The sequence below is a fragment of the Streptomyces sp. NPDC028289 genome (assembly GCF_055565975.1).
The window spans coordinates 193,330-219,491 of the sequence record NZ_JBVHTI010000001.1; the positions used below are offsets into that span (position 1 = coordinate 193,330).

The 26,162-nt window shown below is 71.0% G+C and carries 26 protein-coding genes; 12 read left to right on the top strand and 14 right to left on the bottom strand.

Annotation, left to right across the window (positions count from 1 at the left end; translation table 11 throughout):
- Nucleotides 1-99 precede the first annotated feature (99 nt).
- Genes ACZ4UV_RS00915 through ACZ4UV_RS00925 form a run of 3 tightly spaced genes read left to right on the top strand, consistent with a single transcriptional unit; the run spans nt 100 to nt 2,659 of the window.
- Nucleotides 100-984 (top strand): ABC transporter substrate-binding protein, encoded by an 885-nt coding sequence (locus tag ACZ4UV_RS00915; protein ID WP_351485702.1) that lies wholly within the window; start codon nt 100-102, stop codon nt 982-984.
- Nucleotides 981-1,910, top strand: coding sequence for an amino acid ABC transporter permease (locus ACZ4UV_RS00920; RefSeq protein ID WP_451020792.1), 930 nt, complete (start codon nt 981-983; stop codon nt 1,908-1,910). The genes ACZ4UV_RS00915 and ACZ4UV_RS00920 overlap by 4 nt, the downstream gene beginning before the upstream one ends.
- The gene (locus tag ACZ4UV_RS00925; protein ID WP_467835135.1) at nt 1,907-2,659 is read left to right on the top strand and encodes an amino acid ABC transporter ATP-binding protein; all 753 of its coding nucleotides are present in this window, start codon (nt 1,907-1,909) and stop codon (nt 2,657-2,659) included. The genes ACZ4UV_RS00920 and ACZ4UV_RS00925 overlap by 4 nt, the downstream gene beginning before the upstream one ends.
- Nucleotides 2,660-2,663: 4 nt before the next feature.
- Here the strand turns inward: ACZ4UV_RS00925 and aroQ are convergent, their stop codons facing one another.
- Complete coding sequence (gene aroQ / locus ACZ4UV_RS00930; RefSeq protein WP_451020794.1) at nt 2,664-3,137, bottom strand: type II 3-dehydroquinate dehydratase; 474 nt, start codon at nt 3,135-3,137, stop codon at nt 2,664-2,666.
- A 157-nt stretch (nt 3,138-3,294) separates the two neighbouring features.
- Here aroQ and ACZ4UV_RS00935 point away from each other — a divergent pair, with 157 nt between their 5' ends.
- Nucleotides 3,295-4,605: an MFS transporter gene (locus ACZ4UV_RS00935; RefSeq protein ID WP_451020795.1), complete on the top strand. Its 1,311-nt coding sequence runs from the start codon at nt 3,295-3,297 to the stop codon at nt 4,603-4,605.
- A gap of 15 nt (nt 4,606-4,620) precedes the next feature.
- Here ACZ4UV_RS00935 and ACZ4UV_RS00940 read toward each other — a convergent pair whose 3' ends face one another.
- The 7 genes from ACZ4UV_RS00940 to ACZ4UV_RS00970 form a co-directional block, all read right to left on the bottom strand.
- Complete coding sequence (locus tag ACZ4UV_RS00940; protein WP_467835139.1) at nt 4,621-5,721, bottom strand: calcium:cation antiporter; 1,101 nt, start codon at nt 5,719-5,721, stop codon at nt 4,621-4,623.
- A gap of 116 nt (nt 5,722-5,837) precedes the next feature.
- Nucleotides 5,838-6,140 (bottom strand): hypothetical protein, encoded by a 303-nt coding sequence (locus ACZ4UV_RS00945; RefSeq protein ID WP_467835141.1) that lies wholly within the window; start codon nt 6,138-6,140, stop codon nt 5,838-5,840.
- 130 nt (nt 6,141-6,270) lie between these two features.
- Nucleotides 6,271-7,272 carry a TerC family protein gene (locus ACZ4UV_RS00950; protein WP_351485690.1) on the bottom strand — a complete coding sequence of 334 codons (1,002 nt, stop codon included), beginning with the start codon at nt 7,270-7,272 and terminating at the stop codon, nt 6,271-6,273.
- Between the two features lie 222 nt (nt 7,273-7,494).
- Nucleotides 7,495-9,420: a TerD family protein gene (locus ACZ4UV_RS00955; protein WP_451020799.1), complete on the bottom strand. Its 1,926-nt coding sequence runs from the start codon at nt 9,418-9,420 to the stop codon at nt 7,495-7,497.
- A 211-nt stretch (nt 9,421-9,631) separates the two neighbouring features.
- Nucleotides 9,632-10,210, bottom strand: a complete 579-nt coding sequence (locus ACZ4UV_RS00960; protein ID WP_351485686.1) for a TerD family protein — start codon at nt 10,208-10,210, stop codon at nt 9,632-9,634.
- Nucleotides 10,211-10,367: 157 nt separating this feature from the next.
- Entirely contained in the window at nt 10,368-12,515 is a 2,148-nt protein-coding gene (gene uvrB / locus ACZ4UV_RS00965; protein WP_467835145.1) for an excinuclease ABC subunit UvrB, read from the bottom strand.
- A 40-nt stretch (nt 12,516-12,555) separates the two neighbouring features.
- On the bottom strand, nt 12,556-13,422 hold the full coding sequence (locus ACZ4UV_RS00970; RefSeq protein WP_351485682.1) for an MHYT domain-containing protein: 867 nt from the start codon (nt 13,420-13,422) through the stop codon (nt 12,556-12,558).
- A 277-nt stretch (nt 13,423-13,699) separates the two neighbouring features.
- Between ACZ4UV_RS00970 and ACZ4UV_RS00975 the strand changes: the two genes are divergently transcribed.
- Nucleotides 13,700-14,569 carry a glycerophosphodiester phosphodiesterase gene (locus ACZ4UV_RS00975; RefSeq protein WP_467835148.1) on the top strand — a complete coding sequence of 290 codons (870 nt, stop codon included), beginning with the start codon at nt 13,700-13,702 and terminating at the stop codon, nt 14,567-14,569.
- Nucleotides 14,570-14,620: 51 nt separating this feature from the next.
- A complete protein-coding gene (locus ACZ4UV_RS00980; protein ID WP_467835150.1) occupies nt 14,621-15,175 on the top strand; it encodes a methylated-DNA--[protein]-cysteine S-methyltransferase in 555 nt (184 codons plus the stop codon).
- Nucleotides 15,176-15,220: 45 nt separating this feature from the next.
- On the opposite strand, the gene ACZ4UV_RS00985 is transcribed toward ACZ4UV_RS00980, so the two are convergent.
- Nucleotides 15,221-15,649 (bottom strand): VOC family protein, encoded by a 429-nt coding sequence (locus ACZ4UV_RS00985; protein ID WP_390038289.1) that lies wholly within the window; start codon nt 15,647-15,649, stop codon nt 15,221-15,223.
- 97 nt (nt 15,650-15,746) lie between these two features.
- On the opposite strand from ACZ4UV_RS00985, the gene ACZ4UV_RS00990 reads away from it, so the two are divergent.
- Both ACZ4UV_RS00990 and ACZ4UV_RS00995 read left to right on the top strand, forming a co-directional pair.
- On the top strand, nt 15,747-16,664 hold the full coding sequence (locus tag ACZ4UV_RS00990; RefSeq protein ID WP_467835153.1) for a pseudouridine-5'-phosphate glycosidase: 918 nt from the start codon (nt 15,747-15,749) through the stop codon (nt 16,662-16,664).
- Nucleotides 16,649-17,608, top strand: a complete 960-nt coding sequence (locus ACZ4UV_RS00995) for a carbohydrate kinase family protein (RefSeq protein WP_451018655.1) — start codon at nt 16,649-16,651, stop codon at nt 17,606-17,608. Before ACZ4UV_RS00990 ends, ACZ4UV_RS00995 begins: the two co-directional genes overlap by 16 nt.
- Nucleotides 17,609-17,649: 41 nt before the next feature.
- On the opposite strand, the gene ACZ4UV_RS01000 is transcribed toward ACZ4UV_RS00995, so the two are convergent.
- Nucleotides 17,650-18,444, bottom strand: a complete 795-nt coding sequence (locus ACZ4UV_RS01000) for a methyltransferase domain-containing protein (protein ID WP_451018654.1) — start codon at nt 18,442-18,444, stop codon at nt 17,650-17,652.
- Nucleotides 18,445-18,663: 219 nt separating this feature from the next.
- Between ACZ4UV_RS01000 and corA the strand changes: the two genes are divergently transcribed.
- Nucleotides 18,664-19,791, top strand: a complete 1,128-nt coding sequence (gene corA / locus ACZ4UV_RS01005) for a magnesium/cobalt transporter CorA (RefSeq protein WP_451018653.1) — start codon at nt 18,664-18,666, stop codon at nt 19,789-19,791.
- A 45-nt stretch (nt 19,792-19,836) separates the two neighbouring features.
- On the opposite strand, the gene ACZ4UV_RS01010 is transcribed toward corA, so the two are convergent.
- Nucleotides 19,837-20,469: a nucleoside/nucleotide kinase family protein gene (locus ACZ4UV_RS01010; protein WP_451018652.1), complete on the bottom strand. Its 633-nt coding sequence runs from the start codon at nt 20,467-20,469 to the stop codon at nt 19,837-19,839.
- A gap of 185 nt (nt 20,470-20,654) precedes the next feature.
- Here ACZ4UV_RS01010 and ACZ4UV_RS01015 point away from each other — a divergent pair, with 185 nt between their 5' ends.
- The 3 genes from ACZ4UV_RS01015 (at nt 20,655) to ACZ4UV_RS01025 (ending at nt 23,734) form a co-directional block, all read left to right on the top strand.
- Nucleotides 20,655-21,356 (top strand): DUF2293 domain-containing protein, encoded by a 702-nt coding sequence (locus tag ACZ4UV_RS01015; RefSeq protein WP_451018651.1) that lies wholly within the window; start codon nt 20,655-20,657, stop codon nt 21,354-21,356.
- A gap of 168 nt (nt 21,357-21,524) precedes the next feature.
- On the top strand, nt 21,525-22,004 hold the full coding sequence (locus tag ACZ4UV_RS01020; RefSeq protein ID WP_451018657.1) for an anthrone oxygenase family protein: 480 nt from the start codon (nt 21,525-21,527) through the stop codon (nt 22,002-22,004).
- 242 nt (nt 22,005-22,246) lie between these two features.
- Nucleotides 22,247-23,734, top strand: coding sequence for a glutamate synthase subunit beta (locus tag ACZ4UV_RS01025; RefSeq protein ID WP_451018650.1), 1,488 nt, complete (start codon nt 22,247-22,249; stop codon nt 23,732-23,734).
- Between the two features lie 83 nt (nt 23,735-23,817).
- On the opposite strand, the gene ACZ4UV_RS01030 is transcribed toward ACZ4UV_RS01025, so the two are convergent.
- The 3 genes from ACZ4UV_RS01030 to ACZ4UV_RS01040 form a co-directional block, all read right to left on the bottom strand.
- Entirely contained in the window at nt 23,818-24,600 is a 783-nt protein-coding gene (locus tag ACZ4UV_RS01030) for an SAM-dependent methyltransferase (protein ID WP_467835158.1), read from the bottom strand.
- Nucleotides 24,601-24,704: 104 nt separating this feature from the next.
- On the bottom strand, nt 24,705-24,980 hold the full coding sequence (locus ACZ4UV_RS01035; protein WP_089100964.1) for a DUF397 domain-containing protein: 276 nt from the start codon (nt 24,978-24,980) through the stop codon (nt 24,705-24,707).
- On the bottom strand, nt 24,981-25,841 hold the full coding sequence (locus ACZ4UV_RS01040) for a helix-turn-helix domain-containing protein (RefSeq protein ID WP_351485660.1): 861 nt from the start codon (nt 25,839-25,841) through the stop codon (nt 24,981-24,983).
- Nucleotides 25,842-26,162: the final 321 nt, after the last annotated feature.

Below are 26,162 nucleotides of genomic sequence, written 5' to 3' on the forward strand. Positions count from 1 at the left end.
CCCGCGCGGCGTTCACAGGACCGCAACACCCGTTCCCAGTATGCGGACAAACACCCGCTTGACGTGGACAAACGCGGCGTTCGCTGTCACTCTCCCGCCATGCACCCTGCCCCGAGCGCGCTGCGCCGCGCTGCCGCCGCTGCCACCATAGCCCTGCTCGCCACCGCCGTCGGCTGCGCTCCGCAGCCGGACGACAAGGCGTCCGACGGGTCCTCCTCGTCCGCCGGAACTACCTGCGCCAAGGGCAAGTTGGCCACCCAGACCTCCGGCAAGCTGACGATCGCGACGGACGAACCGGCGTACGAGCCGTGGTTCAAGGACGACAAGCCGGCCAACGGCGAGGGCTTCGAGTCGGCGGTCGCGTACGCCGTGGCCAAGCAGCTCGGGTACGACAAGAGCGCGGTCGTCTGGCAGAGCGTGCCGTTCAACAAGGCGTTCGCGCCCGGTGTGAAGACCTTCGACTTCGACATCAACCAGGTGTCCATCAGCGCCGAGCGCAAGAAGGCCGTGGACTTCTCGTCCGGCTACTACGACGTGCGCCAGGCGGTCATCGCGCTCAAGGGCAGCAAGGCCGCGAAGGCGACGAGCATCGCGGACCTGAAGGGGCTCAAGCTGGGCGCCCAGGTGGGCACGACGAGCCTCAACTACATCAGCGACGTGGTGAAGCCATCCCAGGAGGCGGCCGCGTACTCCAAGAACGACCAGGCCATCTCGGCGCTCAAGAACGGCCAGGTGGACGCGATCGTCACCGACCTGCCGACCGCCTTCTACGTCACCGCCGCCCAGGTGACGAACGCCAAGATCGTCGGCCAGTTCGAGAACCAGGGCGGCACGCCCGAGCAGTTCGGGCTCGTGCTGGACAAGGGCAGCGCCCTGACGTCCTGCGTGACGTCGGCCGTGGACGCCCTGCGCAAGGACGGCACCCTGGCGAAGCTGGACAAGCAGTGGCTGTCCGACGCCGTCGACGCTCCGGTGCTCAAGTGACGGTCACCATGGACGAGTCCGGCCAGGAGGGTGCGGACGACAAGGGCGACATGCCCGCCGGTGCCGCCGAGGGCGCCGACGGATACACCCCCTCCGGAAGGCGGCTGGAGCGGGAGCGCTACAAGCGTGCCCGCGCCCGGCGCGCGACCGCGATCGCCGCGCTGTCGACCCTGGTCACGGCCGTCGTCCTGTACGTGGTCGTGGTCAGCGCGCCGGGCTGGGAGCGCACCAAGGAGACCTTCTTCGACGGGCAGTACGCGCGCGAGGCGTTGCCCAAGGTCCTCGAAGGCCTGTGGCTCAACGTCCGGCTGCTGCTGATCTGCGGCGTGCTGGTGCTCGCCCTGGGCATGCTGATCGCCATCGCCCGTACGCTGCCGGGGCCCGTGTTCTTCCCCCTGCGGGCGCTGGCGGCGGCGTACACGGACTTCTTCCGCGGTCTGCCGCTGATCATCAACCTGATGATCGTGGTCTTCGGGGTACCAGCGCTGCGCCTCCAGGGCGTGACCGTCGACCCGGTATTGCTGGGCGGTGCGGCGCTGACGCTGACGTACTCCGCCTACGTCGCCGAGGTGTTCCGCGCGGGCATCGAGTCCGTGCACCCCTCGCAGCGCGCCGCGGCCCGCTCGCTGGGGCTGACCAACCGGCAGGCGCTGCGGTACGTGGTGCTCCCCCAGGCCGTGCGCCGTCAGGTGCCGCCGCTGCTGAACGACCTGGTGTCACTGCAGAAGGACACCGGGCTCGTGTCGATCGGCGGGGCGATCGACGCCGTACGGGCGTCCGACATCATCGCCCAGCGCAGCCTCAACTACACGCCGTACATCGTCGCCGGGCTGGTCTTCGTGGCGCTGACCATTCCGATGACCCGCTTCACGGACTGGGTGACGGCCCGGATGGACCGGCAGCGGGCCCAGGGAGGATCCATATGAGCGACGCGCCTGTGCTGCGCATGGAGTCCGTCCGCAAGACGTTCGGGGATTCGGTCGTGCTGCGGGACGTGGACCTGGAGGTCGCCCCGCACACGGTGACGGCGCTGATCGGCGCCTCCGGGTCCGGCAAGTCGACGTTGCTGCGCTGCGCCAACCTCCTGGAGGAGATCGACGACGGCGCGATCTGGCTGGACGGCGAGGAGATCACCGACCCGCGCGCCCACCAGGACGCGGTGCGCCGCCGTATCGGCGTGGTCTTCCAGGCGTACAACCTCTTCCCGCACATGACCGTGCTGGAGAACATCACCCTGGCACCGCGGCGGGTGCACGGCGTCTCCCGCGCGGAGGCCGAGGAGCGGGCCGGGGAGTTGCTGGAGCGCCTCGGGCTGGGCGACAAGGCCGACGCCTATCCGGACCGGCTGAGCGGCGGTCAGCAGCAGCGGGTGGCGATCGTGCGCGCCCTTGCGGTGCGGCCCCGGCTGCTGCTTCTCGACGAGATCACCGCCGCCCTCGATCCGGAGCTGGTGGGCGAGGTGCTCACCGTGGTCCGTGACCTCAAGGGCGAGGGGATGACCATGGTGCTGGCGACGCACGAGATGGGCTTCGCCCGGGACGTCGCCGACCAGGTCTGCTTCCTGGACGGCGGTGTCGTACTCGAACGCGGCACCGCCGAGCAGGTGTTCGGCGACCCGCAGCAGGAGCGCACCCGGCGTTTCCTGCGGCGGATCGTGGAGGCCGGTCGGCTCTGAGGCGCTACGCGTCCGCGGTCGCGGCGCCGACCAGTGCCGCGACCCGCTCCACGCCGAACACATAGCCCTGCACGCCGCATCCGGCGATCACTCCGTCGGCGCGCAGGGAGACGTAGGAGTGGTGCCGGAACGACTCGCGCTTGTGGATGTTGGAGATGTGGACCTCCAACACCGGCATGCTGTCACAGGTGTTGAGGGCATCCAGGATCGCGACCGAGGTGTGCGAGTAGGCGCCCGGGTTGATGACGATGCCGCAGTGGCCGAGGCGGGCCTCGTGGATCCAGTCGACCAGTTCACCCTCGTGGTTGGACTGCCGGAAGTCCACGGTGCCGCCGTGCGCGGCCGCCGCCTTGGCGCACAGGGCCTCGATGTCGGCCAGTGTGTCGGAGCCGTAGATCTCGGGCTGACGCTGTCCCAGCAGGTTGAGGTTGGGCCCGTTGAGGATCATGATCGGGGCGTTGGCCAGGGTGCGGGGCACGATTCCTCCGGTCCGTGGGAAATCCATGGAGAGACGAACGGCCCGGGAGGGACCGCTGCTCGGTCCGGTCTATCACGGTGCGCGGCGGCTCCTGTGAGGGGCGTCTCACCACCGCGCGCCCCCGTAACCAGCAATCACCCTGGGTAGTTGACGGAGCATGCATGATGCACGCACCGTAAGGGACCCCTCGATGCTGCGGCTGGCGGCCGCCTCGCTCACCGGGACCGCGATCGAGTTCTACGACTTCTTCGTCTACGGGACGGCCGCGGCGCTCGTCCTGGGACCACTGTTCTTCCCGACCTTCACGCCGCTCGCGGGGACGCTGGCGGCGTTCGGGACGTTCGGTGCGGGGTTCGTGGCCCGGCCGCTGGGCTCGGTGCTGTTCGGGCACCTCGGGGACCGGCGCGGCCGGCGTCCGGTGCTGGTCGCGTCCCTGCTGTTGACGGGCGCGTCGACGGTCTCGGTCGGGTTCGTGCCGGCGTACGACAAAATCGGGGTGGCCGCTCCCGTACTGCTGCTGGCGCTGCGCTTTCTGCAGGGGCTGGGGCTCGGCGGGGAGTGGGGCGGCGCGGTGCTGCTGACCGCGGAGCACGCGCCCGCCGGACGGCGCGCCCTGTGGTCGAGCTTTCCGCAGATCGGTCCGGCCGTCGGCTTCCTCCTCGCCAACGGCGTGATGCTGGCCCTGTCGGCGTCCCTGACGGACGCCCAGTTCGCGCAGTGGGGGTGGCGGGTGCCGTTCTGGGCGGCCGGGGCGATGGTTCTGAGCGGGCTGTGGCTGCGTTCGGCGCTCCCCGAGAGTCCGCAGTTCCTGGAGATCGAGGAGCCCGCGCGCATGCCGTTCGCCGAGGTCGTACGGCACCACTGGCGGCTGGTGCTGCTGACGGCGGGGGCGCTCGCGGTCGGGTACGCGGTGTTCTATGCGGTGACGACCTGGTCGCTGGCGTACGGCACGGAGCGGCTCGGGGTGAGCCGCACGGTCATGCTGACGTGTGTCATGGCCGCCGTCGTGGTGAAGGGGTCACTCACGCCGGTGGCGGCCCTGCTGGGCGACCGCTACGGGCGGCGGTCGCTGTGCCTGGTGGGGTGCACGGCCTCGGCGCTGTGGATGTTCCCGATGGTCGCGCTGCTCGCGACCGGACAGCCGCTGCTGATGTTCCTCGGGTTCACCGGTGCCCTGGTCGCCTTCGTCACCATGTTCGCGGTGGTCGCCGCTTATCTGCCGGAGTTGTACGAACCGCGGGTGCGCTGCACCGGTGCCGCGGTCGGCTACAACCTCGGCGGGGTCCTCGGGGGCGCGCTGACGCCGATCGTGGCGACGGCGCTGGCGGAGCACAGTGGTCGGGTGCCGTGGGCCGTGGGGGCGTATCTGACGGCGATCGCGCTGCTGAGCCTGGGGTGCTTCGCGCTGCTGCCGGAGACGCGTCCGGTGCCGGTGCCGGTGGTGGAGGTCGAGCCGGTCGCCGGGTGAGGACCGCCGGACCTGCTACGGGTTGATCGCCAGCTCCAGGTAGGCGGCGAACAGCACCAGGTGGACGCCGCCCTGCAGCGGTGTGGCCCGGCCCGGCACCACCGTCAGGGAGCTGACCACCACGGTCAGCGCGAGCAGCAGCATGTGCGTGGCGCCGAGGCCGAGCACCAGGGGGCCGGAGAGCCAGACGGAGGCGAGGGCCACGGCGGGGATGGTCAGGCCGATGCTGGCCATGGCCGAGCCGAGCGCCAGGTTGAGGCTGGTCTGCACACGGTCGCGGCGGGCCGAGCTCAGGGCTGCGATGGTCTCGGGGAGCAGGACCAGCAGGGCGATGACCACGCCGACCACGGCCTGGTGCAGACCGGCCGCCGCCACGCCGGACTCGATCGCCGGCGACACGCCCTTGGCCAGTCCGACGACCCCGACGAGAGCGAGGCCGAGCAGGCCGAGACCGACCCAAGCGGCACGTACGGACGGGGCCGCGGCATGGTCGTCGGCGGCGATCACCTCGCCCTGCCGGGTGATCGGCAGGAAGTAGTCGCGGTGCCGCACGGTCTGGGTGGCCACGAACAGGCCGTACAGGATCAGTGACGACAGGGCCGCGAAGGTCAGCTGGACGCCGGAGAACTCCGGGCCCGGTCTGCTGGTGGTGAAGGTCGGCAGTACGAGGCTGAGCGTGGCCAGGGTGGCCACGGTCGCCAGGGCGGCGCCGGTGCCCTCGGGGTTGAAGACCGCGGTGCCGTGGCGGAGTGAGGCGACGAGGAGACAGAGGCCGACGATGCCGTTACAGGTGATCATCACAGCCGCGAAGACGGTGTCCCGGGCCAGGGTGGAGCTCTTGTCGCCGCCGTCGACCATGAGGGTGACGATCAGGGCCACCTCGATGACGGTGACGGCGATGGCGAGGACGAGGGAGCCGAAGGGTTCGCCGACCCGGTGGGCCACGACCTCGGCGTGATGGACCGCGGCGAGGACCGATCCGGCGAGGACCACGGTCACCAGCGCGACGACCGCGCCGGGCAGACTGCGGCCCCAGGTGAACACGAGCAGGACGACCGCGAGCACCGGCACGAGGAACGTCCACCGGGTGGTGAGCGACCTGAGCCGAGTGATCATGCAGCGATGGTGGCAGAGGCGTACGGGCTTCGCATTCCGGTCCTTTCCGGCTCCCGGGGGCCTGCCGCCGGCGCGGCGCGGCCCCCGGGGCGTACGGGTCTGGTCGGTCGGGCCGATTACGTGAAGTCGGTCAGGTCCACGACGTCACAGTCGGTGAAGGACGGCGGCCGGGTGCACAGGGCGGCCATCTGCTCGGCGAACTTGCTCGTCTCGGGGTCGTCGCTGTTCTGCATGGCCTCCTCGTAGGAGTCGAACTCGATCACGCCGAGGTAGCGTCCCGGCCGGTTCCGGTCCCTGAGGATCAGGCGGCGCGCGGGGCCGTTCTCGCGGCCGGCGAGCCGGCTGCCCATCTCGTCGGCGAGGGCCTTCAGCTCGTCGATGCGGTCGGTCTCGAAGTCGATGATCTGGACGAATGTCACGGTTGCCTCCACCGGGCGGCGGCGCCCCCGGACCGGGGACGTTCCGCCACCCAACGAAGCATCCGGAGCGGTGGGTCGGCAATGCGCTTCGCACCGCTGCGCGGGGTGGTTGTTCCTACGTCCGACGTGGTCAGACGTCGATGCTGTCCTTCGGAGCGCCTTCGCTCCGCGCCTGCGCCGCCTCGGCCGCCGCCTGCTTCCTGGAGGCCCGCAGGCTGGTGATCGTGGTGACGATCAGGACCGCGCAGATCACGCCGAGCGAGACCGGGATGCTGATCTCCGGGACGTGGACGCCGGACTCGTGCAGCGCGTGCAGCACCAGCTTGACGCCGATGAAGCCGAGGATGATCGACAGGCCGTAGGACAGGTGGACCAGCTTCTTCAGCAGTCCGCCGATGAGGAAGTACAGCTGCCGCAGACCCATCAGCGCGAAGGCGTTGGCCGTGAAGACGATGTACGGGTCCTGCGTCAGGCCGAAGATCGCGGGGATCGAGTCCAGCGCGAACAGGACGTCGGTCGTACCGATCGCGAGCATCACGACCAGCATCGGGGTCATGACCCGCTTGCCGTTCTGCTGGATCCACAGCTTGGTGCCGTGATAGCGGTCGGCCACTCCGAACCTGCGCTCGGCGGCCTTGAGCAGCTTGTTCTCCTCGAACTCCTCTTCCTCCTGGTCGGCCCGGGCCTCCTGGATCAGCTTCCAGGCGGTCCAGATCAGGAAGGCGCCGAACAGGTAGAAGACCCACGAGAAGCTGGCGAGGATCGCGGCGCCCGCTGCGATGAAGACGGCCCGCAGCACCAGGGCTATGAGGACACCGACGAGCAGCACCCGCTGCTGGTACTGCGAGGGCACGGCGAACTTCGCCATGATCAGGACGAAGACGAAGAGGTTGTCGACGCTCAGCGACTTCTCGGTGATGAAGCCCGCGAAGAACTCGCCGGCGGGCTGGCCACCGCCGAAGACGAGCAGGCCGAGGCCGAAGAGACCGGCCAGGGCGATCCAGACGACGGTCCAGATTCCGGCTTCCTTGACGGACACGTCATGCGGCTTGCGGCCGATGAAGAAGTCGACCGCGATCAGGGCGGCCAGCCCCAGGATGGTGAGGACCCACAGGGTCACGGATACATCCACTGTTGCCTCCGGTTAGTGAACGGCAAAGATTCGACGTTGCGCTACCGGAGGTCTCTTCCACCCGGGACGGGCCGACGCCCCGGGATCCGACCGGATCCGTATTGACGGGTACGCCGCAGCAGACAGGGAGTACTCCCCTCCGTACGGAAAACACTACCCCAACCACCAAGGAAAGGTAAAGTGATTGACAAAAAAAAGATCAAATTGCCTGGTCAGAGGAGTTTACATGCGCTTGGTACGGGCTGCCGCGACCCGGGCCAGTACCTGCTGGAGCACCTGACTGCCAGGGGGCACGAGGCCGGGCTCGTACGTCCAGGCGTGCCCCACCCACGGGTCGGCCAGGTGATCGTCCGGTACCGGCGTGAGTCGCATCAGTGAACGCCAGAGCGGATCGAGCAACGGGCCGTAGGCGGCCGCGTCCTCGCGATCGGCGACCAGCAGGAGATGGACGCCGACGTCCGGGCCCTCGTCCGCGAGATAGCGCAGCTGGGTGACGGCCCGGTCGTCGAAGCCGTGCGGGAAGTCGTTCACGACCAGCAGCTGCCGCGAGGTGTCCAGACCGGGCGGCAGCGCGTCGGACGCACCGCCCCGCACCGCCATCTGCACCAGGTCGACGCGCTCCGTGAGCCGTCCCAGCACACCCGCCACACCGGCAGCGCCCGTCGCGGGTGGCGCGTCCAGCGCACCGGCCCCCGTCAGCGGTGCGAACGCGGACGCCCCGGCACCCGCCGGATCGATGACCTGCACGCCGAACTCCCCCGCCGGATGGACGGCGAGCAGCCGGGCCGCGAGCGCCACCGCCGTCTGCAGGGCGAGGTGCCGCAGCTCACCCGGCTCCTCGAACGGGGATGCGTCGGGCACGCCGCTGTCGATCCACAGGCCCCGCTCCAGGGGCAGCCGGACCAGCATCGGGATGCGCAGCGGGGCGCTCTCCGGGAGGTGGAGGTCGCCCAGCCTGACGGCCATCGGCGGCTCCGTCGGCACCCGGTAGCCGTGCCAGACCGGGTTGTCCCAGCGGGCGTACGCAGGCGGCAGCGCGGGCTCGACGACCTCGGACTCGGCGGTGAGCTGCGCGAGGTCCCGGTCGAGTGCCGCTCGCGCCTGGTCGACCAGCTGGGCCTGCCGGGCCTGGGCCGCCTCGCGGGCGGCGTCGCCCGCCGAGCCCAGGCGGCTGCGCGGGTCGGAGAGGACCTGGTCGAGCTCCTTCTCCATACGCGACTCGGCGAAGTCGACAGCACTACGACAGGCGGCGGTGGAGCGGGCCAGGTCCTCGAACATGCCCCAGACCTGGTTGTAGAGCCGCTCGTCCATGGACCAGCCGGCGGCGTCGCCCGCGACGGGCGGCGCGGGCCCGTCCGCCGGGGCCGGAGCCTCGGGGGCCGGGGGCGGGGGCGTCCGGCGGCGCTTCGGATGTGTGTAGTCGACGGGACCGCCGGTGGGAGTGGCGGCCGTCGGGACGCCCGGCCCGCCGGAAGCCGCGGAGCTGCCGCCGTCGTCGGGCGTCGGGACGGTGCCCGGCAGGTCGGGGCCGGTGACGGAGGCGGCCGTACGCCGGGAGCGGTCGGTGTCCGTGGTGCGGGCCGGGACCGAGCGGGCCAGGCCGCGCGCCACCGCGTCCTCGATCCCCCGGGCGAGTTCGGCGGCCTGGGGCAGGCCCTGGTCGGTGAGGAGCCCTGTCAGTCCCTGCGCGTAGCCCTGGCCGACCGCGCGGATCTTCCAGGCGGCCTGGCGGCGGTAGAGCTCCAGGACGACCACCGCCGACTCGGCGTCCAGGCCGGTGAGGGTGTAGCCGGCGACCTCGGTGCCGTCGAGGCCGGTGACCGCGGCGCGCGGTGCGGCGAGGGCGCCGAAGCGGAGCGGACCGCCGGGGGCGGCGGGCAGGGCGATCAGGACGCTGACCCGGTGCACGGTCTCGGGCATGGCGTCGAGGTCGACCGCGAGCCGGTGTTCGGCGGCCGCCTGCCGGGAGACCTCGATCCCGGGCAGCGTGGGCGCGCCCGGATGGGCCACCCCGTCGGCACCCCGTACGCGGCCGCCCTCGTCGGCGAGGGTGGCCCCGGCCACGACCGGCACGTCGGCCGAGATCCGGATCTCGATCCGGTTCCGCGAGAGCGGATGGTTCTGCCCGCGCACCAACTCGGCCGCCATTGCCCACGTCCCCCTGTGTGTCGTGTGCTCGTGTCCTCGTGTGCCGTCGGGCCACCGCTCAGCGCTCCGCTGGAAGTGCCGCGATATGCCGTCGGTCGACTGCGGCGCCCTCGTGGCTGGTCGCGCGGTTCCTCCCCCAGCCTTCGGCCGGGGTACCCCCAGCACCCCTTCGGTGGCGCTGCCGAACCGCAGTGGACTTCACCCGGACTGCTCAGAGGATCGGCAGGATCGCCGGCACCAGGTCCTGGAAGGTGCGGCCCTTGGCCGGGACGCCCAGGGCCGTCATCGTCCAGCCGGATCCCGACCGGTGCACCTTCGCCATGATCTGGGCGGTGTACTCGCCGCCGCCGTCGAGCGTGTAGCGGGCGAGTTCCTGGCCGGTGGTCTCGTCGACCAGTCGGCAGAAGGCGTTCTGCACTTCCTGGAAGGTCTGGCCGGTGAAGGAGTTGACGGTGAAGATGATCTGGTCGACGTGGACCGGCACGCGCGCGAGGTCGACGAGGATGGCCTCGTCGTCGCCGCCCTGACCCGCGCCGCCGACGAGGTTGTCGCCCGTGTGACGGACCGAGCCGTCGTCACTCACCAGGTGCCGGAAGAACACGACGTCGACGGGCTGCTTGTCGGCGAACAGCACCGCCGAGGCGTCCAGGTCGATCTCACGGGTGCGCGAACCGAACAGCCCGCGTCGGGGCGCCGCCTTCCAGCCAAGACCCATGCGGACCGCGCTCAGGGAGCCGCCGTCCTTCTTCTCCAGGCTGATGGCCTGACCCTTGGTCATGTTGACGGTCACGGCTGCTTCCCCTCGTCGAATGTCCCCGGTGGCCGCGAAGTGCGCGGTTGCCCGAAACCCTATGCAGCGCCACTGACAGCGCCGAACCCCGGCCCGCGCTTTGTGTCGGTCTTGCAACACTTCGCGCCCATACCGGGGTCCGGTGGCGGCCCAGGGGTCAGGCCAGGCCCGCCTCCCTCATCTGGCGCAGTTCCTTCTTCATCTCGGAGACCTCGTCTCGCAGCCGGGCCGCGATCTCGAACTGCAGATCAGCGGCGGCGGCACGCATACGCTCCGTCATCTCCTCGATCTGCTCGGCGAGTTCGGCGGCCGGGCGGTCGGTGGGCACCGTTTCCTTGGCCTTGCCCTTGGCGGCCTTGCCGGCCTTCGCACCCTTGGCCGCCTTGTCGCCCAGGGACGGAACGGGAGCCTTGGGCCCCTTGCCGTCCTTCAGCTTGCGATAGCCCGAGCCGAGCAGCTGTTCTGTGTCGACCTCTTCGCGGGCGATCTGCGCGACGATGTCGTTGATCTTCTTCCGGAGCGGCTGCGGGTCGATGCCGTTCGCCTTGTTGTAGGCGACCTGCTTCTCCCGGCGCCGGTTGGTCTCGTCGATGGCCTTCTCCATCGCCGGGGTGATCTTGTCGGCGTACATGTGGACCTCGCCGGAGACGTTGCGCGCCGCACGGCCGATGGTCTGGATCAGTGAGGTACCCGAGCGCAGGAAGCCCTCCTTGTCGGCGTCGAGGATCGCCACCAGGGACACCTCGGGCAGGTCGAGGCCCTCGCGGAGGAGGTTGATGCCGACCAGGACGTCGTACTCGCCGGAGCGCAGCTCGCGCAGCAGCTCGACGCGGCGCAGGGTGTCGACGTCGCTGTGCAGGTAGCGCACCTGGATGCCGAGCTCCAGGAAGTAGTCGGTGAGGTCCTCGGCCATCTTCTTGGTGAGCGTGGTGACCAGGACGCGCTCGTCCTTCTCGGTGCGCTTGCGGATTTCGTGCACCAGGTCGTCGATCTGGCCCTCGGTGGGCTTGACGACGACCTCGGGGTCGACGAGCCCGGTGGGCCGGATGATCTGCTCGACGACGCCGTCCGCGCGGGAGATCTCGTACGCGCCGGGGGTCGCCGACAGATACACGGCCTGCCCGATCCGCTCCTGGAACTCCTCCCACTTCAGCGGGCGGTTGTCCAGAGCGGAGGGCAGCCGGAAGCCGTGGTCGACGAGGGTGCGCTTGCGGGAGGCGTCGCCCTCGTACATGGCGCCGATCTGCGGCACGGTGACATGCGACTCGTCGATGACGAGGAGGAAGTCGTCCGGGAAGTAGTCGAGCAGGGTGTTCGGCGGGGAGCCGGGCAGGCGGCCGTCGAAGTGCATCGAGTAGTTCTCCACGCCGGAGCAGGAGCCGATCTGGCGGAGCATCTCGATGTCGTACGTGGTGCGCATGCGCAGCCGCTGGGCCTCCAGGAGCTTGCCCTGCTTCTCCAGCTCGGCCAGGCGCTCCCCCAGCTCCTTCTCGATGTCGTTGACGGCCCGCTCCATGCGCTCGGGGCCGGCGACGTAGTGGGAGGCCGGGAAGACGTACAGCTGCCGGTCGTCGCTGATGATCTCGCCGGTGAGCGGGTGCAGGGTGGACAGCGCCTCGATCTCGTCGCCGAACATCTCGATGCGCACGGCGAGCTCCTCGTAGACCGGGAAGATCTCGATGGTGTCGCCGCGGACGCGGAAGGTGCCGCGGGTGAACGCCAGGTCGTTGCGCGTGTACTGGATGTCCACGAAGCGGCGCAGCAGGTCGTCGCGGTCGATCTCGTCGCCGACCCGCAGCGGGACCATACGGTCGACGTACTCCTGCGGGGTACCGAGGCCGTAGATGCAGGAGACCGAAGCGACCACGATCACGTCGCGGCGCGTGAGCAGCGAGTTGGTGGCGGAGTGGCGCAGCCGCTCGACCTCCTCGTTGATCGAGGAGTCCTTCTCGATGTAGGTGTCCGACTGCGGGACGTAGGCCTCGGGCTGGTAGTAGTCGTAGTACGAGACGAAGTATTCGACCGCGTTGTTCGGAAGAAGCTCGCGGAACTCGTTGGCCAGCTGGGCGGCCAGCGTCTTGTTCGGCGCCATCACCAGGGTGGGGCGCTGGAGCTTCTCGATCATCCACGCGGTGGTGGCGGACTTGCCGGTGCCGGTCGCGCCGAGGAGGACGACGTCCTTCTCACCGGCCTCGATGCGCCTGGCCAGGTCGGCGATGGCCGCCGGCTGGTCGCCGCTGGGCTGGTACGGGCTGACGACCTCGAAGGGCGCCACCGTGCGTTCGATGTGGGAAACGGGCCGCATGGGTTCCACCGTACGACCCCGCGCTGACAACCGGTTCTGATCAGCGATTCTGCGGTGTGCGCGCGCTGTGGTGGCTCTGCTGACGGCCGACGCGGAGCTGCGGGCGGCGGCTCGGGTGGTGGGTGACCTCGTCGGCCGGGACGCCCGGCTTGTGCTCCACACGGAGCCGGTCGGGCTTGCCCGTGACCATCAGCGGGTCGAAGATCACGACGACGGCGGCCAGGCAGAGGAAGGCCAGCGGGCCGATCAGCATGGGGGCGAGCAGGGAGGCGGGAGAATCGCCCGGGGACGTCACACCGGCGCTGTGGAGGTGCACGGTGAGGGCGGCCATGCCGGTGTAGTGCATGCCGCTGACGGCGAGTCCCATGACGAGGCTCGCGCCGACGCTCCACAGGAAGCCGCGGACCTGCCCGGCCGCCCACAGGGCGGAGGTGGCCGCGACGACCCCTATCACGACCGACGCGGCCACCGTGAGCGTGTTGTACTCCAGGGTTCCGTTGAGGCGCAGCCCGGCCATGCCGAGGTAGTGCATCGAGGCGATGCCCAGGCCGGTGATCGTGCCGCCCGTGAAGAGCGCGGTTCCGGTGGCGCCCCGGTAGCCGACTATGAAGATCCCGACGCCCACCATGACGACGGCAAGGCCGAGGCTCGCGTAGGTGAGGGGTTTGTCGTAGTGGATCGGCGTCTCCTTGACGCTGAACCCCATCATGGCGACGAAGTGCATGGTCCATATGCCGGAGCCGATCGCCGCCGAGCCCAGGGCGAGCCAGGCGGGCCGCCAGGAGTGGGCCACCAGCATCGCCCGGGTCGTGCAGCGCAGCCCGAGAGCGCCACCGAGGCAGGCCATCAGATAGGCCACCAGCGGGGTGACGACCCCATAGCTGAATCCGTCGACCGTGCCCTGCATGCGCGGCTGCCCTTCACCCTTTGCGTCCCGGAATATGTGCAATGCGCCCCCGTCCCAGGACCGCCCGAGCGGTCAGGGTTGACGCAGAGAGTATGACCCGCACCGGAATGGTCGAACGATTTTCCGGCAAAGAAACACGCCCTTGCCGCAGTTGTGCGGCAACGGTGAGCGGGCTTGGGCGACTCCATTGAATCTGTGGCCATCCCGCACCCGACCGCTGTTGACTCACTGCTGTCACTCTTGTGCTGTCCGTATTCGCCCGACGTGAGGAGTGCGCATGCACGCGCGCGCAGTCGCCGCCACGGCCACCGCGCTGCTGGGAACGGCAGCCCTGCTGAGCCCCGTCCCCGCCGCCCGGGCCGGCGACGCCGCCGAACCCACGGTGCTCGCGCACCGGGGCGCCTCCGCCTACGCCCCCGAGAACACGCTGGCCGCCATCGACAAGGCGGCCTCGCTGGGCTTCACCTGGGTCGAGAACGACGTCCAGCGCACCAGGGACGGCCGGCTCGTCGTCATCCACGACGACAGCCTCCGGCGCACCACCGATGTCGCAAAGGTCTTCCCCGGCCGGGCGCCGTGGAAAGTGAAGGACTTCACCGCGGCCGAGGTCGCCCGACTGGACGCGGGCAGCTGGTTCTCCCCTTCGTACCGGGGCACGCGGGTGCCGACGCTGGCGCAGTACATGCGCCGGGTCGAGCACAACCACGAGAAACTGCTCCTGGAGATCAAGAACCCTGAGCTGTATCCCGGCATCGAGCGGCAGATCCTCGAGCTGCTGGGCAGCGAGGGCTGGCTGGACCGCCCGCATCTGGACCGGCTCGTCGTGCAGAGCTTCAGCGCGGACAGTCTGCGTACCGTGCACGATCTCCGGCCCGCCGTGACGACCGGATACCTCGGCACACCGTCCGTGGGGTCCCTGCACCGGTACGCGGGCTTCGTGGACCTGGTCAACCCGTCGGTGGACTCGATCTCCGCCGGCTATGTGAAGGACGTGCACTCGTTCGAGGGGCCGCACGGCAGGCCGCTTCACGTCTTCACCTGGACGGTGAACGACGCGGTCACCACCTGGAAGGCCGTCGGCTACGGCGTGGACGGGATCATCACCAACAAGCCGGACGTGGTACGGGCCGCGCTGTGCGCGAGCTGACCCGGGCTGGGGCGGCGGGCATTGTCAGTGGCGGGCCGTACGGTGGGGCGCATGGACAGCGAAGGGCAGTACGGGCAGCGGGTGGTGTGGGCCGTCGTGGGCACCGACATCGGTCCGCTGCTGCTCGCGGCGACCGGCAGCGGCCTGGTCAACGTGGTGTTCCACGCCACTGAGGCGGTGCGGGAGCGGACGGTGGAGCGGCTGGCGGCCCGGCTGGGCGGCGAGCCCGTCGAGGATCCCACGGAGCCGGTGCTGGCCGAGGCGATATCCCAGCTGCGGGCGTACTTCGCGGGCCGGCGGCAGGACTTCGACCTGCCGCCGGACTGGTCGCTGATCTCCGGCTTCAACCGGCAGGTGCTGCGCGAACTGGCCGCCGGGGTCCCCTACGGCACGGTGGTCGGGTACGGCGACCTGGCGGGACGCGTCGGGCAGCCCGGCGGGGCGCAGGCGGTGGGCGCGGCGATGGGCGCCAATCCGCTGCCGGTCGTCGTGCCCTGTCACCGGGTGGTGGAGAGCGACGGCGGGATCGGCGGGTTCGGCGGCGGTCTGGAGACCAAGCGGAAGCTGCTCGCCCTGGAGGGCGTACTGCCCGAACCGCTGTTCTGAGGCGTGGTCCCCGGGCCCTGGCGGTGCGGCGCCCCGCCGGTGCGGTCAGTCGTAGTGCCGTGCCTCGACGACGTTGCCGTCGGGGTCCCTGAAGTAGAAGTTGCGCGGGGCGGTGCCGCGGGCGCCGAAGGAGTCGTGTCCGATGTCGGTCATGGGGACGGCGTGCTCGGCGAGGCGGGCGCGCAGGGCGTCGAAGGCGTCGGACGGCAGGGACAGGCAGACGTGGTTCACGGGGTGGCCCGCGCTGCCGGTGGCGCCGGGGAGTGCCGGCATGCGCTCGGCGAGGGTGAGCGGCGCGAGGTCGATGATGGTCTCCTCGTTGACGCGTACGGAGGGGAAGGGCACCTCTCCCGCGGTGAACTCGGCGACCCGCAGCGGCTCCAGGCCGAGCATCCGCTCGTAGAAGCCGGCCGCGACGGCCGGGTCGGCGCCCCAGAGGACGACATGGTCCAGACGTGCCGGGTGATTCGTCATGCCGCCCAGGCTGGTGGCGTCCCCCACAGGCCGCAAGCGTTTAGCCGGGTACGGCCCCCGCCAGAGATGAGGGAAGACCGACGGACAGGAGGCAGGCGTGGTGCTGGTGGTGTCGGAAGAGGTCAGGGAGGCGCTCGGCGCGGGTCGCGCGGTGGTCGCCCTGGAGTCCACGATCATCGCGCACGGGCTGCCGCGCCCGCGCAACCTCCAGGTGGCACTGGAGCTGGAGGACACGGTACGGCGTGCGGGCGCGGTGCCCGCCACCATCGCCGTGCTGGACGGGCGGCCCCATGTCGGCCTGGACAAGGACCAGTTGGAGCGGATCGCCAACGAGGACGGGATCCGCAAGCTGGGCCACCGCGACCTGCCGCTCGCCGTGGCGGCGGGGGCGAGCGGGGCGACCACCGTGTCGGCGACGGCGCAGCTGGCGGCGCTGGCCGGCCTCCGGGTGTTCGCGACCGGCGGTCTCGGCGGGGTGCACCGTGAGTGGACGGCGACCCAGGACGAGTCCGCCGACCTGGGCCTGCTGGCACGCACCCGGATCACGGTGGTGTGCGCGGGCGTGAAGTCGATCCTGGACGTGCCGGCGACCCTCCAGCGCCTGGAGACCCTGGGCGTGGCCGTCGCCGGTTACGGCACGGACCGCTTCCCCGGCTTCTATCTGTCCGACTCCGGGCATCCGGTCGACTGGACGCTCGAGACCCCGGAGCAGGTCGCGGACGTCATGCGGGCGCAGGACGCGCTGGACGCGGCGGACTCGGCGGACTCGGCGCTGATCGTCGCCAACCCCGTTGCGGAGGCGGAGCAGCTCGACCCCGCGCTGCACGCGCGCGTGCTCGCCGACGCGCTGCACGCGTGCGACGCGGAAGGGATCGCCGGTCAGGCGGTGACACCGTTCCTGCTCGACTATCTGGTCCGGCACACGGACGGCGCCTCGCTGGAGGCCAATCTGGCGGCCGTGCGCGGCAACGTCGGGCTGGCGGCACGGATCGCCTCGGCGTGGGCCAGGGGGTGACGACCGAGCGGGCGTCGGCGCCGGGCGGGGGCGGGGCGCTGCTGGTCGTCGGGGACGTCGTCACCGACGTGGTCGCGCGGTACCGGGGGCCGCTCGCGGCCGGCACCGACACGGCCGCCGTGATCCGGACCCTGCCCGGCGGGGCGGGCGCCAATGTGGCCTGCTGGGCAGCGCACACGGGCTGTGCGGACGTACGGCTGCTCGGGCGGGTGGGCGAGGACGCGGCCCAGTGGCACGAGCGGGAGCTGGCCGCCGCCGGGGTGCGACCCCGGCTGGTGGTGGACCCCGAGGCCGCGACGGGGACGGTGATCTGCCTGGTCGACAGCGGTGCCTCGGCCGAGCGGACCTTCCTCACGGACAGCGGGGCATCCCTGCGGCTGGAGCCCGCCGACTGGTCGGACGCGCTGCTCGACGGCGTGGCCCGGCTGCATCTCTCCGGCTACCTGCTGTTCTCCGAACCGAGCCGGGCACTGGTGGCGACGGCCCTGGCGGCGGCCCGCGCGCGTGGCGTGCCGGTGAGCCTGGACCCGGCGTCGGCCGGGTTCCTCATGGCGCTGGGCGTAAACCGCTTTCTGGCGCTCGTCGAGGGGGTCGACGTCCTGCTGCCGAGCCGGGACGAGGCCTGTCTGCTGACGGGGCTGCCCGATCCGGCGGACGCCGCGGCCAAGCTGAGCCGCCAGGTGCCGCTGGTGGTGGCCAAGGCGGGGGCGGACGGCGCCCTGGTGGCCCGGTCGGGCGACGTCCTCGCCCGTGTCCCGGCCGCACCGGCGACGCCCCGGGACACCACGGGCGCCGGTGACGCCTTCACCGGGGCGTTCCTCGCCGCGCTGGTCGCCGGCCGGGATGCCCAGGAGGCGGCGGCGCTGGGCTGCAGGGCGGGCGCACGAGCGGTGGAACGCGTGGGTGCGAGACCGCCCGCCCGCGACCGACCAGGGCGGCCATGAGCCCGTACGGCTGGCCACGGCGCAGACCGCGGCCGGCGGGCTTACGCCTTGCGGCCCCACGCAGAGATCATCGGGGCCGTGGCAAGGTCCATGCCGCCCGTCGCCACGTTGGCCAGGTGCTGGTCGATGTCCTCGTCGGTGGCGAGGCCGGCCGTGACGAGCCGACCCCGGATCTGCCGGACGGTGGCGGCCTCCAGGGCGGTACAGGCGGGCGAGGCGACGGGGAAGTAGGCGTCGGCCTCCACGTCGTGCAGCCCGGCCTCGCGGAGCAGCCGCGGAAGCTTGCGGCCGTACGAGAGGTCGGCGCCGCGTTCGGCGAGGAGTTTGCGGAAGCCCTGGCGCAGGCGGTTGGCGAGCCGCTGCTCGGGGCCGTACTCGTAGGGGCAGGTGAGGGGCTGGAGGGCGGGGTCGGCGTCCTCGATCAGCAGTAGTCCGCCGGGACGCAGCGCCTTGATCATGGAGCGCAACGCCCGGTCCCGGTCCGGCACATGGACCAGGACGAGCCGGGCGTGCACCAGGTCGAAGCCCTCCCCCGGCGGCTCCTCGGCCCCGACGTCGTGGGTGCGGACCTCGACGGGCGCGTGGGCGGCCGTGGCGAGCAGCGAGGTGTCGATGTCGGTGGCGACGACCCGGCCCGTCGGCCCGACCTTCCCGGCCAGCCAGGACACCACGGAGGTGCCGCCGGCGCCGACCTCCCAGCAGCGCCACCCCGGTCCGACACCGAATGCGTCGAGGTGCCGGAAGGTGGTCGGGTCGAAGAGGTCCGCGAAGGCGTCGAAGCGCTGTCCGGCCTCGCTCTGGCGGTTGTCGAGCAGATATCCGTCGGCCTGTGTCATGAAGCGATGATTTCAGCTGCCCGGCTTGTCCGCCCCGGCAGACGTTCCGCCGCGGCGGGCGTGCCGTCGGCGCGCGCGGGGCACGCGGGGTCTTCCACAGGAGGGAACCAACCGGAACTCGCCGCTCCCACAGGCTTACCCGGGTCTCACACCGGGCTGGCAGACTGGCCGGGCAGGGCGGGAAGCGTTGCGCGAGTGGATCCATGCAAGGAGATCCGGATGACGATGGCAGGGAATCTGCGGAAGGTCACGGGGCTGGGCAGGACCGGCGGCCTGCGCAGGGTGGCGCGGCTGGCCAGGCGGCGGCCCCGCGTCGACCTGAACCATCACGCACGGTCCCCGCTGGGCTCCTCGGTGGTCAACTGCGTGACGTACGAGGACGGGGTGCGGGTTCCGGAGTGCAGCGACCTGTTCTCCGCGGTGGAACGGGTGCGCAAGAGGGGCGACGGGTTCGTCTGGCTGGGGCTGCACGAGCCGACGGACAGCGAGTTCGCGGACATCGCCGAGCTGTTCGACCTGCACCCGCTGGCCGTGGAGGACGCGGTCGAGGCCCATCAACGCCCGAAGGTGGAGCGGTACGGCGAGACGCTGTTCGCGGTGTTCAAGACGGTCTGCTACGTCGAGCACGAGCAGTTGACGGCGACGAGCGAGGTCGTGAACACCGGCGAGATCATGGTCTTCGTCGGCGAGGACTTCGTGATCACGGTACGGCACGGCCGGCACGGCTCACTGGGGCCGCTGCGCGAGGAGTTGGAGGCCACGCCGAGGCAGCTCGCCAAGGGGCCGGCGGCGGTGCTGCACGCGATCGCGGACCACGTGGTCGACGACTACCTGAGCGTCACGGACTCGGTGCAGGCCGACATCGACCAGGTCGAGGCGGACGTGTTCGCGGAGAACGGCGCGCGGGCCGACCCAGGGCGGATCTACCAGCTGAAGCGTGAACTTTTGGAGCTGAAGCGGGCGGTGGTGCCGCTCAGCAGGCCGATGGAGGAACTGACCACCCGGCCGATACGGGTGATCGCCCCGGAGATACAGGCGTACTTCAGGGATGTGCTCGACCATCTGATGCGGGCGAAGGAGCAGATCGCGGCCTTCGACGAGTTGCTCAACTCCATTCTCCAGGCACATCTGGCGCAGGTGACGGTCGCGCAGAACGAGGACATGCGGAAGATCACGGCCTGGGCCGCGGTGATCGCGGTGCCGACGATGGTGTGCGGTGTGTACGGCATGAACTTCGATCACATGCCGGAGCTGCACTGGCGGTTCGGCTATCCGCTCGTCATCGGCGTCATATCCGTGGCGTGTCTGGTGCTGTACCGCGGCTTCAGGCGCAACGGCTGGCTCTGAGCCGCCCGGCCGCACCGGCCTTGAGCCGGTCCGGCGCAGGACCGCTCAGCCGCTCCACGCCGGATGCCGCGGGTCGTCGGCGCGGACCAGGACGTCGGCCGTGCCGGCGGGGTCGGTCTCGGCCGCGTAGCGCTCGAAGGCGGGGAGGGTCCAGTGGTCGGTCTCGGGGGTACGGCGGCGCAGGGCGCCGGGAGTCAGGAGGAGGTGGACGGTCAGGTCGAACGGGAACCAGTGCCGCAGCAGGAGCGGTCCGTGCAGCAGCAGGAGGCCGCCGGGCGGGAGTTGGACATAGGGGCTGCGGGTGGCGCGGTCGGTGGCCGGGTCCCACAGATCGGGCAGGACGCGGCCGGTCCCGCCGGGGTCGAGGGGGCCGAAGACCTCCCGCCACAGGGCGTTGGTGTCGAACCAGCCGCCGTAGTACGACTCCGCGTCGCGCCGCCCGTGCTCCAGACGCAGCGAGGCGGGACGTAGGAAGCCCTCGGTGCCCACGACGAGCGACGGCAGGCCCCGTACGCGCAGCGCCTCACCGACGCGCTCCGCTAGGTCGCCGGGCCGGGCGGCCGGGGCGCCGTCGAAGGCGACGCGTGGCCAGGCACTCCCGTCGGCGGGCTTGAGTTCGACCAGCCGCTCGGCGAGACGCTCGGCGAGCCGGTCCCAGGTGATCGCTTCGAGACGCACAGGATCATGATGCCGGGTCGGCGGTTCGGGTACGCCGGGGGTGGTTCCGTGGCCGGTAGCGGTGGCGGTCGGCGTGACGGGCCGCGGGCCAGGCCGCGGGCCGGACGGGAGGACGCCTTCGCTCGGCCGAAGGGGAGGGCGCGAACGACGTGAGATCAGTCCCCGGGGAGGGGAAAGTACCGCATATGACACGCCTCGCAACTCCCCCTCACCCCGGTGGACTTCTGGTCGTGCAGCCGCTGCGGCACAAGCGGTGTGCGGCGTGCCGGCGGGGGCCGTTGTCGCTGCTGGTGGTGGAGGACGGGGTGCCGCGGTGCCTGCAGTGCGCCGATCTCGGGCATCTGGTGTTCCTGCCCCGGGGCGACACGGCACTGACCCGGCGGTCGCGGGAGGAGAGCACGCTGTCGGCGGTGGTGGTCCGGTTCAACCGGCGCAAGAGCCGGTACGAGCGGCAGGGCGTCCTGGTCGAGGAGGCCGCGCTGGCCCGGGCCGAGGCGCGGTGCCTGGCCGACGCCGAGGCACGGCGGCGGCGCCGGGCACGGGACGCTAAGCGGCGGGCGGCGCAGGACGTGCGGTTCACGGAGGCGTTCGCGGCGGAGATCCTGCGCCTGTTCCCGGGCTGCCCGGTGGAGCGGGCCCGGGGGATCGCGGCGCACGCCTCGGTGCGGGGCAGCGGGCGGGTCGGGCGGACTGCGGCCGGGCGGGCGCTGACGGAGGGGGCGGTGGCCTCGGCGGTGGTGGCGGGGGTACGGCACGTGGACACGCCGTACGACCAGCTGCTGATGAGCGGGGTGCCGCGGTACGAGGCGCGGCGGCGGATCGCGCGCACCGTGGAGGCGGTGCTGCGGGAGTGGGAGGCCGGGGTGCAGATCCGCCTGACCGGGTGACGGCGGGCGGGGACGGGGCGAGGAGGACCGGCAGGAGTGGGGAAGGAGGTGGGGGCGCATGTGGCCGGATGTGTATGTGGACGGGCTTCACCCTCATGGGGAGGGGCGGCCCATGGGCATTGATCTGAGAGGCGAAGGCGTCCAGGGGCGAGAGTGGGTGTGGTGGTCGTGATCGACGGGCCGTATTACGTGCTGGTCCTGTTGGGGGTGCTGGGGGCCGGACTGGTGGCGGGGGTGTTCTGCGGGTTCTCGACCTTCGTGATGCGCGGGCTGGCCTCGTTGCCGCCGGCGCAGGGGGTCGCCGCGATGAACGCGATCAACCGGGCGGCCCTGACCCCGGTGTTCATGCTGGTGTTCGCGGGGTCGGCGGTGGTGTGCGCGATGATCGCGGTGGTGACGTTCGTGGTGTGGCCGGACCACGGGAAGGTGGCACTGCTGCTGGGCAGCGGGCTGTATCTGTTCGGTTCGTTCGGGCTGACCGCGATGGCGAACGTGCCCCGGAACGAGGCGCTGGCCAAGCTGGAGCCCGGCACCCCGGAGGCCGTCTCCTACTGGCCGGTGTACGTGCGTGAGTGGACGCTCTGGAACCACGTGCGCACCGTCGCGTCGGCCGCGGCGGCGGTCCTCTACGTACTGGCTCTGTCCTGAGGAGGAGGTGGCAGCGGACCGGCCCCGACTGGACACGGGCTGGACCAGGGCTGGACAGGGGCTGGATCCCGTCTGGCACCCGTCTGGCACCCGGCTGGCACCCCGCTGGCTCCCTGCTGAGGAACCCCCGTCGGAAGGCGCTGTCGGCCACTCTGCGGGCGTAACCGAGGGGACGTATCGTGGCCGAAAGAGTGCCGCCCGATGACGCACGGCCTGGGGTACCGCACGCGAGGAAGACGACCATGGCCGATCCCAAGGGGTTCATGACCACGCCGCGCGAGGAGTGGCCGCGGCGGCCCGTCGAGGAGCGGGTCCGGGACTGGGACGAGGTGTACGTCCCCGGGGCGCTGTTGCCGATCATCAGCAAGCAGGCGGACCGCTGCATGGACTGCGGGGTGCCGTTCTGCCACGACGCGTGTCCCCTGGGCAACCTGATCCCCGAGTGGAACGACCTGGTGTCGCGGGAGGACTGGCGGGCGGCGAGCGACCGGCTGCACGCCACGAACAACTTCCCCGAGTTCACGGGACGGTTGTGCCCTGCGCCGTGTGAGGCGGGATGCGTGCTGGCGATCAACCAGCCCGCCGTCACGATCAAGAACGTGGAGTGCGCCATCGCGGATCACGCCTGGGCGGAGGGGTTCGCCTCGCCGCGGCCGCCGGAGCGGCTGTCCGGGCGGACCGTTGCGGTGATCGGTTCCGGGCCGACCGGGCTAGCGGCGGCGCAGCAGCTGACCCGGGCCGGGCACACGGTCGCCGTGTACGAGAAGGACGACCGGCTCGGCGGGCTGATGCGGTACGGCATCCCGGAGTTCAAGATGGAGAAGCGCCATCTTGAACGGCGGCTGGCCCAGATGCGGGCCGAGGGGACGAAGTTCCGTACGTCGGTGGCGGTCGGGCGGGATCTGCGGGCGACGGAGCTGCGGGCCCGGTACGACGCGGTGGTGATCGCGACCGGGGCGACGGCGTGGCGGGAACTTTCGGTGCCGGGCCGGGAGTTGGACGGAATACACCAGGCGATGGAGTACCTGCCGCTGGCCAACCGGGTGTGCGAGGGGGATCTGGCCGAGTCGCCGATGTCGGCGGCCGGGAAGCACGTGGTGATCGTGGGCGGGGGTGACACGGGGGCGGACTGTCTGGGGACGGCGTTGCGGGAGCGGGCCGCGTCGGTGACCCAGCTGGACATCTACGCCCAGCCGGGCGCGGAGCGGGACGAGGACGTCGAGCCGTGGCCGACGTATCCGAAGATCTACCGGCTCTCGGCGGCGCACGAGGAGGCGCGGGACCTGGAGACCGCGCCCTCGGCGGACGCGGACGCGCGGTTGTTCGCGGCGTCGACGCTTCGCTTCACGGGCGACGGGAGCGGGCATGTGCGCTCGCTGCATCTGGTGGAGGTGGACGCGGCGCGGCTGCCGGTGCCGGGGACCGGGCGGACGCTCCCGGCCGACCTGGTGCTGCTCGCGCTCGGTTTCTCCGGGCCCGACCGGGAGGACGGACTCATCGACCAGCTGGGCGTGGCGACGGAGCCGCGCGGCACCGTCTCCCGGGACGCGGGGTTCGCCACGAACGTCCCCGGAGTGTTCGCCGCCGGGGACGCGGCTCGCGGGCAGTCGCTGATCGTGTGGGCGATCGCAGAGGGGCGGGCGGTGGCGGCGGCCGTCGACCACTACCTGACAGGGAGTTCGCGGCTGCCGTCTCCGATATCTCCGCACGACCGGCCGATGACGGTGTAAGGGCCGGGGCCGACGGGCGGCGACCGTGGGAAGCCGCCGGGCGGGAAGTCACCCGGCGGACGTGACGCCCGTGCCCGAAGGGTCTACGGCTTGCGCGCCACCGCCCCGTAGCCCGGGATCACCCCGTCGTCCTGTCCCGGTACCAGCTCGCCCAGCTCCGGGTGCCAGTGGTGGACCACCGACACGCCCGGCTCGACGAGTTCGAGGCCGTCGAAGAAGCGGCCGAACTCCTCGCGGGAGCGCAGCGCCAGCGTGACCCCGGCCGCCTTGAGTTTGGCGATCGCCGCCGCCGACTCCTCCGGGGTGAAGTCGGCGGTGGCGTGGGTCATCATCAGGTAGCTGCCGGACGGCAGTTCGGAGAGCAGCCGGCCGACCAGCTCGTGCGCCCCGTCCTCGTCGGAGACGAAGTGGAGCAGGGCGACGAGCGACAGCGCGACCGGGCGGTCGAGGTCCAGGACCGCCCGCGCGCCGGCCACGATCGCGGCCGGGTCGCGCACGTCGGCCTGGAGGTACTCCGTCGCGCCCTCGGATGTGCCGCGCAGCAGGGCCGTCACGTGGGCGAGCACGATCGGGTCGTTGTCGCAGTAGACCACCCGGGCGTCGGGCGCGATGCCCTGGGCGATCTGGTGCAGGTTGGGCTCAGTCGGGATGCCCGTGCCGATGTCCAGGAACTGCCGTACGCCGTGCTCGGCCAGCCACCGGGTGGCGCGGTGCATGAAGGCGCGGTTGACCCGCGCCATCACCGGCACCCGGGGGTCGAGGGCGAGCATCTGCCGGCCCATCTCCTCGTCGACGGGGTAGTTGTCCTTGCCGCCGAGATACCAGTCGTACATGCGTGCCGGGTGCGGCTTGCCGGTGTCGATCACGAGGCACTCCGTAAACGTCTGACGTGGTCGATGATCAATTCAGCACCATTACAAAGAAGTTGAATAAGAAGAAAGAAAAGCAGACAGAAGGAGACAGAAGAGGTTCAGGAGAGCAGGAAGTCGGCCTCCCCCGCCTTGGCGCCTTCGATGAAAGCCGTCATCTCGTCCGTGGTGTAGATCAGCGCCGGCCCGTCCGGGTCGGTCGACTGACGGACGGCGATCCGGCCGTCGGCCAGCTTCATCGCCTCCAGGCAGTTGCCCCCGTTGCCGCCGCTCCACGGCTTGTGCCAGCCCTCGCTGCCCAGCTCCCGGGCAGGCATGCCGTTGTAGATCCGCTCAGTGCGGTTCCGCGGCCCGGACTGGGGCTTTATGCGATCCATTCACAGCTCCTTGCGGAGATCCCGGAGGATCTCCTTCGTGCGTTGTGCCGTAGCGGCCTGCGCCGCCATGCGGTCCATGACCTCGAGGTGGGTCGCCACCTCGGTGCGCGCGTCCAGGTAGACGGCGCCGGTCAGGTACTCGCTGTAGACCATGTCCGGCAGTTCGGGCATGGCAAATCGGAACAGCACGAAGGGCCCGTACGTCCCCGGGTGCGGCCCGCTGGAGAACGGGGCGACCTGGAGCGTCACATTGGGCAGCTTCGTGACGTCGAGCAGTCGGTCGATCTGTGCGCGCATCACCTCCGGACCGCCGACCGGGCGGCGTAGGGCGGTCTCGTCCATCACCACCCAGAAGCGGGGGGCCTCGGCACGGGTGAGCAGTTGCTGGCGCTGCATGCGCAGGGCGACGTGGCGTTCGATCTCCTCCGGCTCGGTCTGGCCGACGGCGCCCGACTTCAGCACCCCGCGCGCGTAGTCCTCGGTCTGCAGCAGCCCTGGCACGAAGTGCGGCTCGTAGGAGCGGATCAGGCTCGCCGCACCCTCCAGGCTGACGTACATGGAGAACCAGCCGGGCAGGATGTCGTGGAACCGCTGCCACCAGCCGGGCCTGTTGGCCTCCTCGGCGAGCCGGACGAAGAGGTCGGCCTCGTCGTCGTTCACCCCGTAGGCCTTCAGGAGCAGTTGCAGGTACGGGATCTTGAGGGCGACCTCGGCCATCTCCATACGGCGGACGGTGGCGGGCGCCACACGGAGCACACGGGCGGCCTCCTCACGCTTGAGCCCTGCGCGTTCCCGCAGGTCGAGGAGGCGCCGACCGAGGACCACCTGACCCACCGTCGGCGCGGACCGCGGCTCGCTCACGCTCCACCTCCACGAAGTTCCCTGTTCCCTGGCCAGGCTCGCCGGCGTCCTGGCCGCCACACACGCATACGCGGTCACACCCCATACGCCGTCACGCACGTACGCGGCCAACCACACACGGTCACGCGCATACAGGTGTCACCCGGCACGCCGACAGCCCAGCGGCGCCATTCGAAGACTCATTCGACGATCTGACGGGGTGACCGGAACAACCAGTGAGACCGAATTGGCCGTAACAGCCGGAACATCCTGTTCGGTCACATCGATCGCATTGGCCGGATCGGTCCGTCGGATCCTCACTGATCCCAACTGGCGCCGCTC

Coding starts and splice junctions, on each gene's coding strand:
- ACZ4UV_RS01025 (WP_451018650.1), top strand. CDS start 22,247: ATGGCCGATCCCAAGGGGTTCATGACCACGCCGCGCGAGGAGTGGCCG.
- uvrB (WP_467835145.1), bottom strand. CDS start 12,515: ATGCGGCCCGTTTCCCACATCGAACGCACGGTGGCGCCCTTCGAGGTC.
- ACZ4UV_RS00970 (WP_351485682.1), bottom strand. CDS start 13,422: ATGCAGGGCACGGTCGACGGATTCAGCTATGGGGTCGTCACCCCGCTG.
- ACZ4UV_RS01035 (WP_089100964.1), bottom strand. CDS start 24,980: ATGGATCGCATAAAGCCCCAGTCCGGGCCGCGGAACCGCACTGAGCGG.
- ACZ4UV_RS00940 (WP_467835139.1), bottom strand. CDS start 5,721: ATGATCACTCGGCTCAGGTCGCTCACCACCCGGTGGACGTTCCTCGTG.
- ACZ4UV_RS00955 (WP_451020799.1), bottom strand. CDS start 9,420: ATGGCGGCCGAGTTGGTGCGCGGGCAGAACCATCCGCTCTCGCGGAAC.
- ACZ4UV_RS00915 (WP_351485702.1), top strand. CDS start 100: ATGCACCCTGCCCCGAGCGCGCTGCGCCGCGCTGCCGCCGCTGCCACC.
- ACZ4UV_RS00980 (WP_467835150.1), top strand. CDS start 14,621: ATGGACAGCGAAGGGCAGTACGGGCAGCGGGTGGTGTGGGCCGTCGTG.
- ACZ4UV_RS00935 (WP_451020795.1), top strand. CDS start 3,295: ATGCATGATGCACGCACCGTAAGGGACCCCTCGATGCTGCGGCTGGCG.
- ACZ4UV_RS00975 (WP_467835148.1), top strand. CDS start 13,700: ATGCACGCGCGCGCAGTCGCCGCCACGGCCACCGCGCTGCTGGGAACG.
- ACZ4UV_RS00925 (WP_467835135.1), top strand. CDS start 1,907: ATGAGCGACGCGCCTGTGCTGCGCATGGAGTCCGTCCGCAAGACGTTC.
- ACZ4UV_RS01015 (WP_451018651.1), top strand. CDS start 20,655: ATGACACGCCTCGCAACTCCCCCTCACCCCGGTGGACTTCTGGTCGTG.
- ACZ4UV_RS00985 (WP_390038289.1), bottom strand. CDS start 15,649: ATGACGAATCACCCGGCACGTCTGGACCATGTCGTCCTCTGGGGCGCC.
- corA (WP_451018653.1), top strand. CDS start 18,664: ATGACGATGGCAGGGAATCTGCGGAAGGTCACGGGGCTGGGCAGGACC.
- ACZ4UV_RS01000 (WP_451018654.1), bottom strand. CDS start 18,444: ATGACACAGGCCGACGGATATCTGCTCGACAACCGCCAGAGCGAGGCC.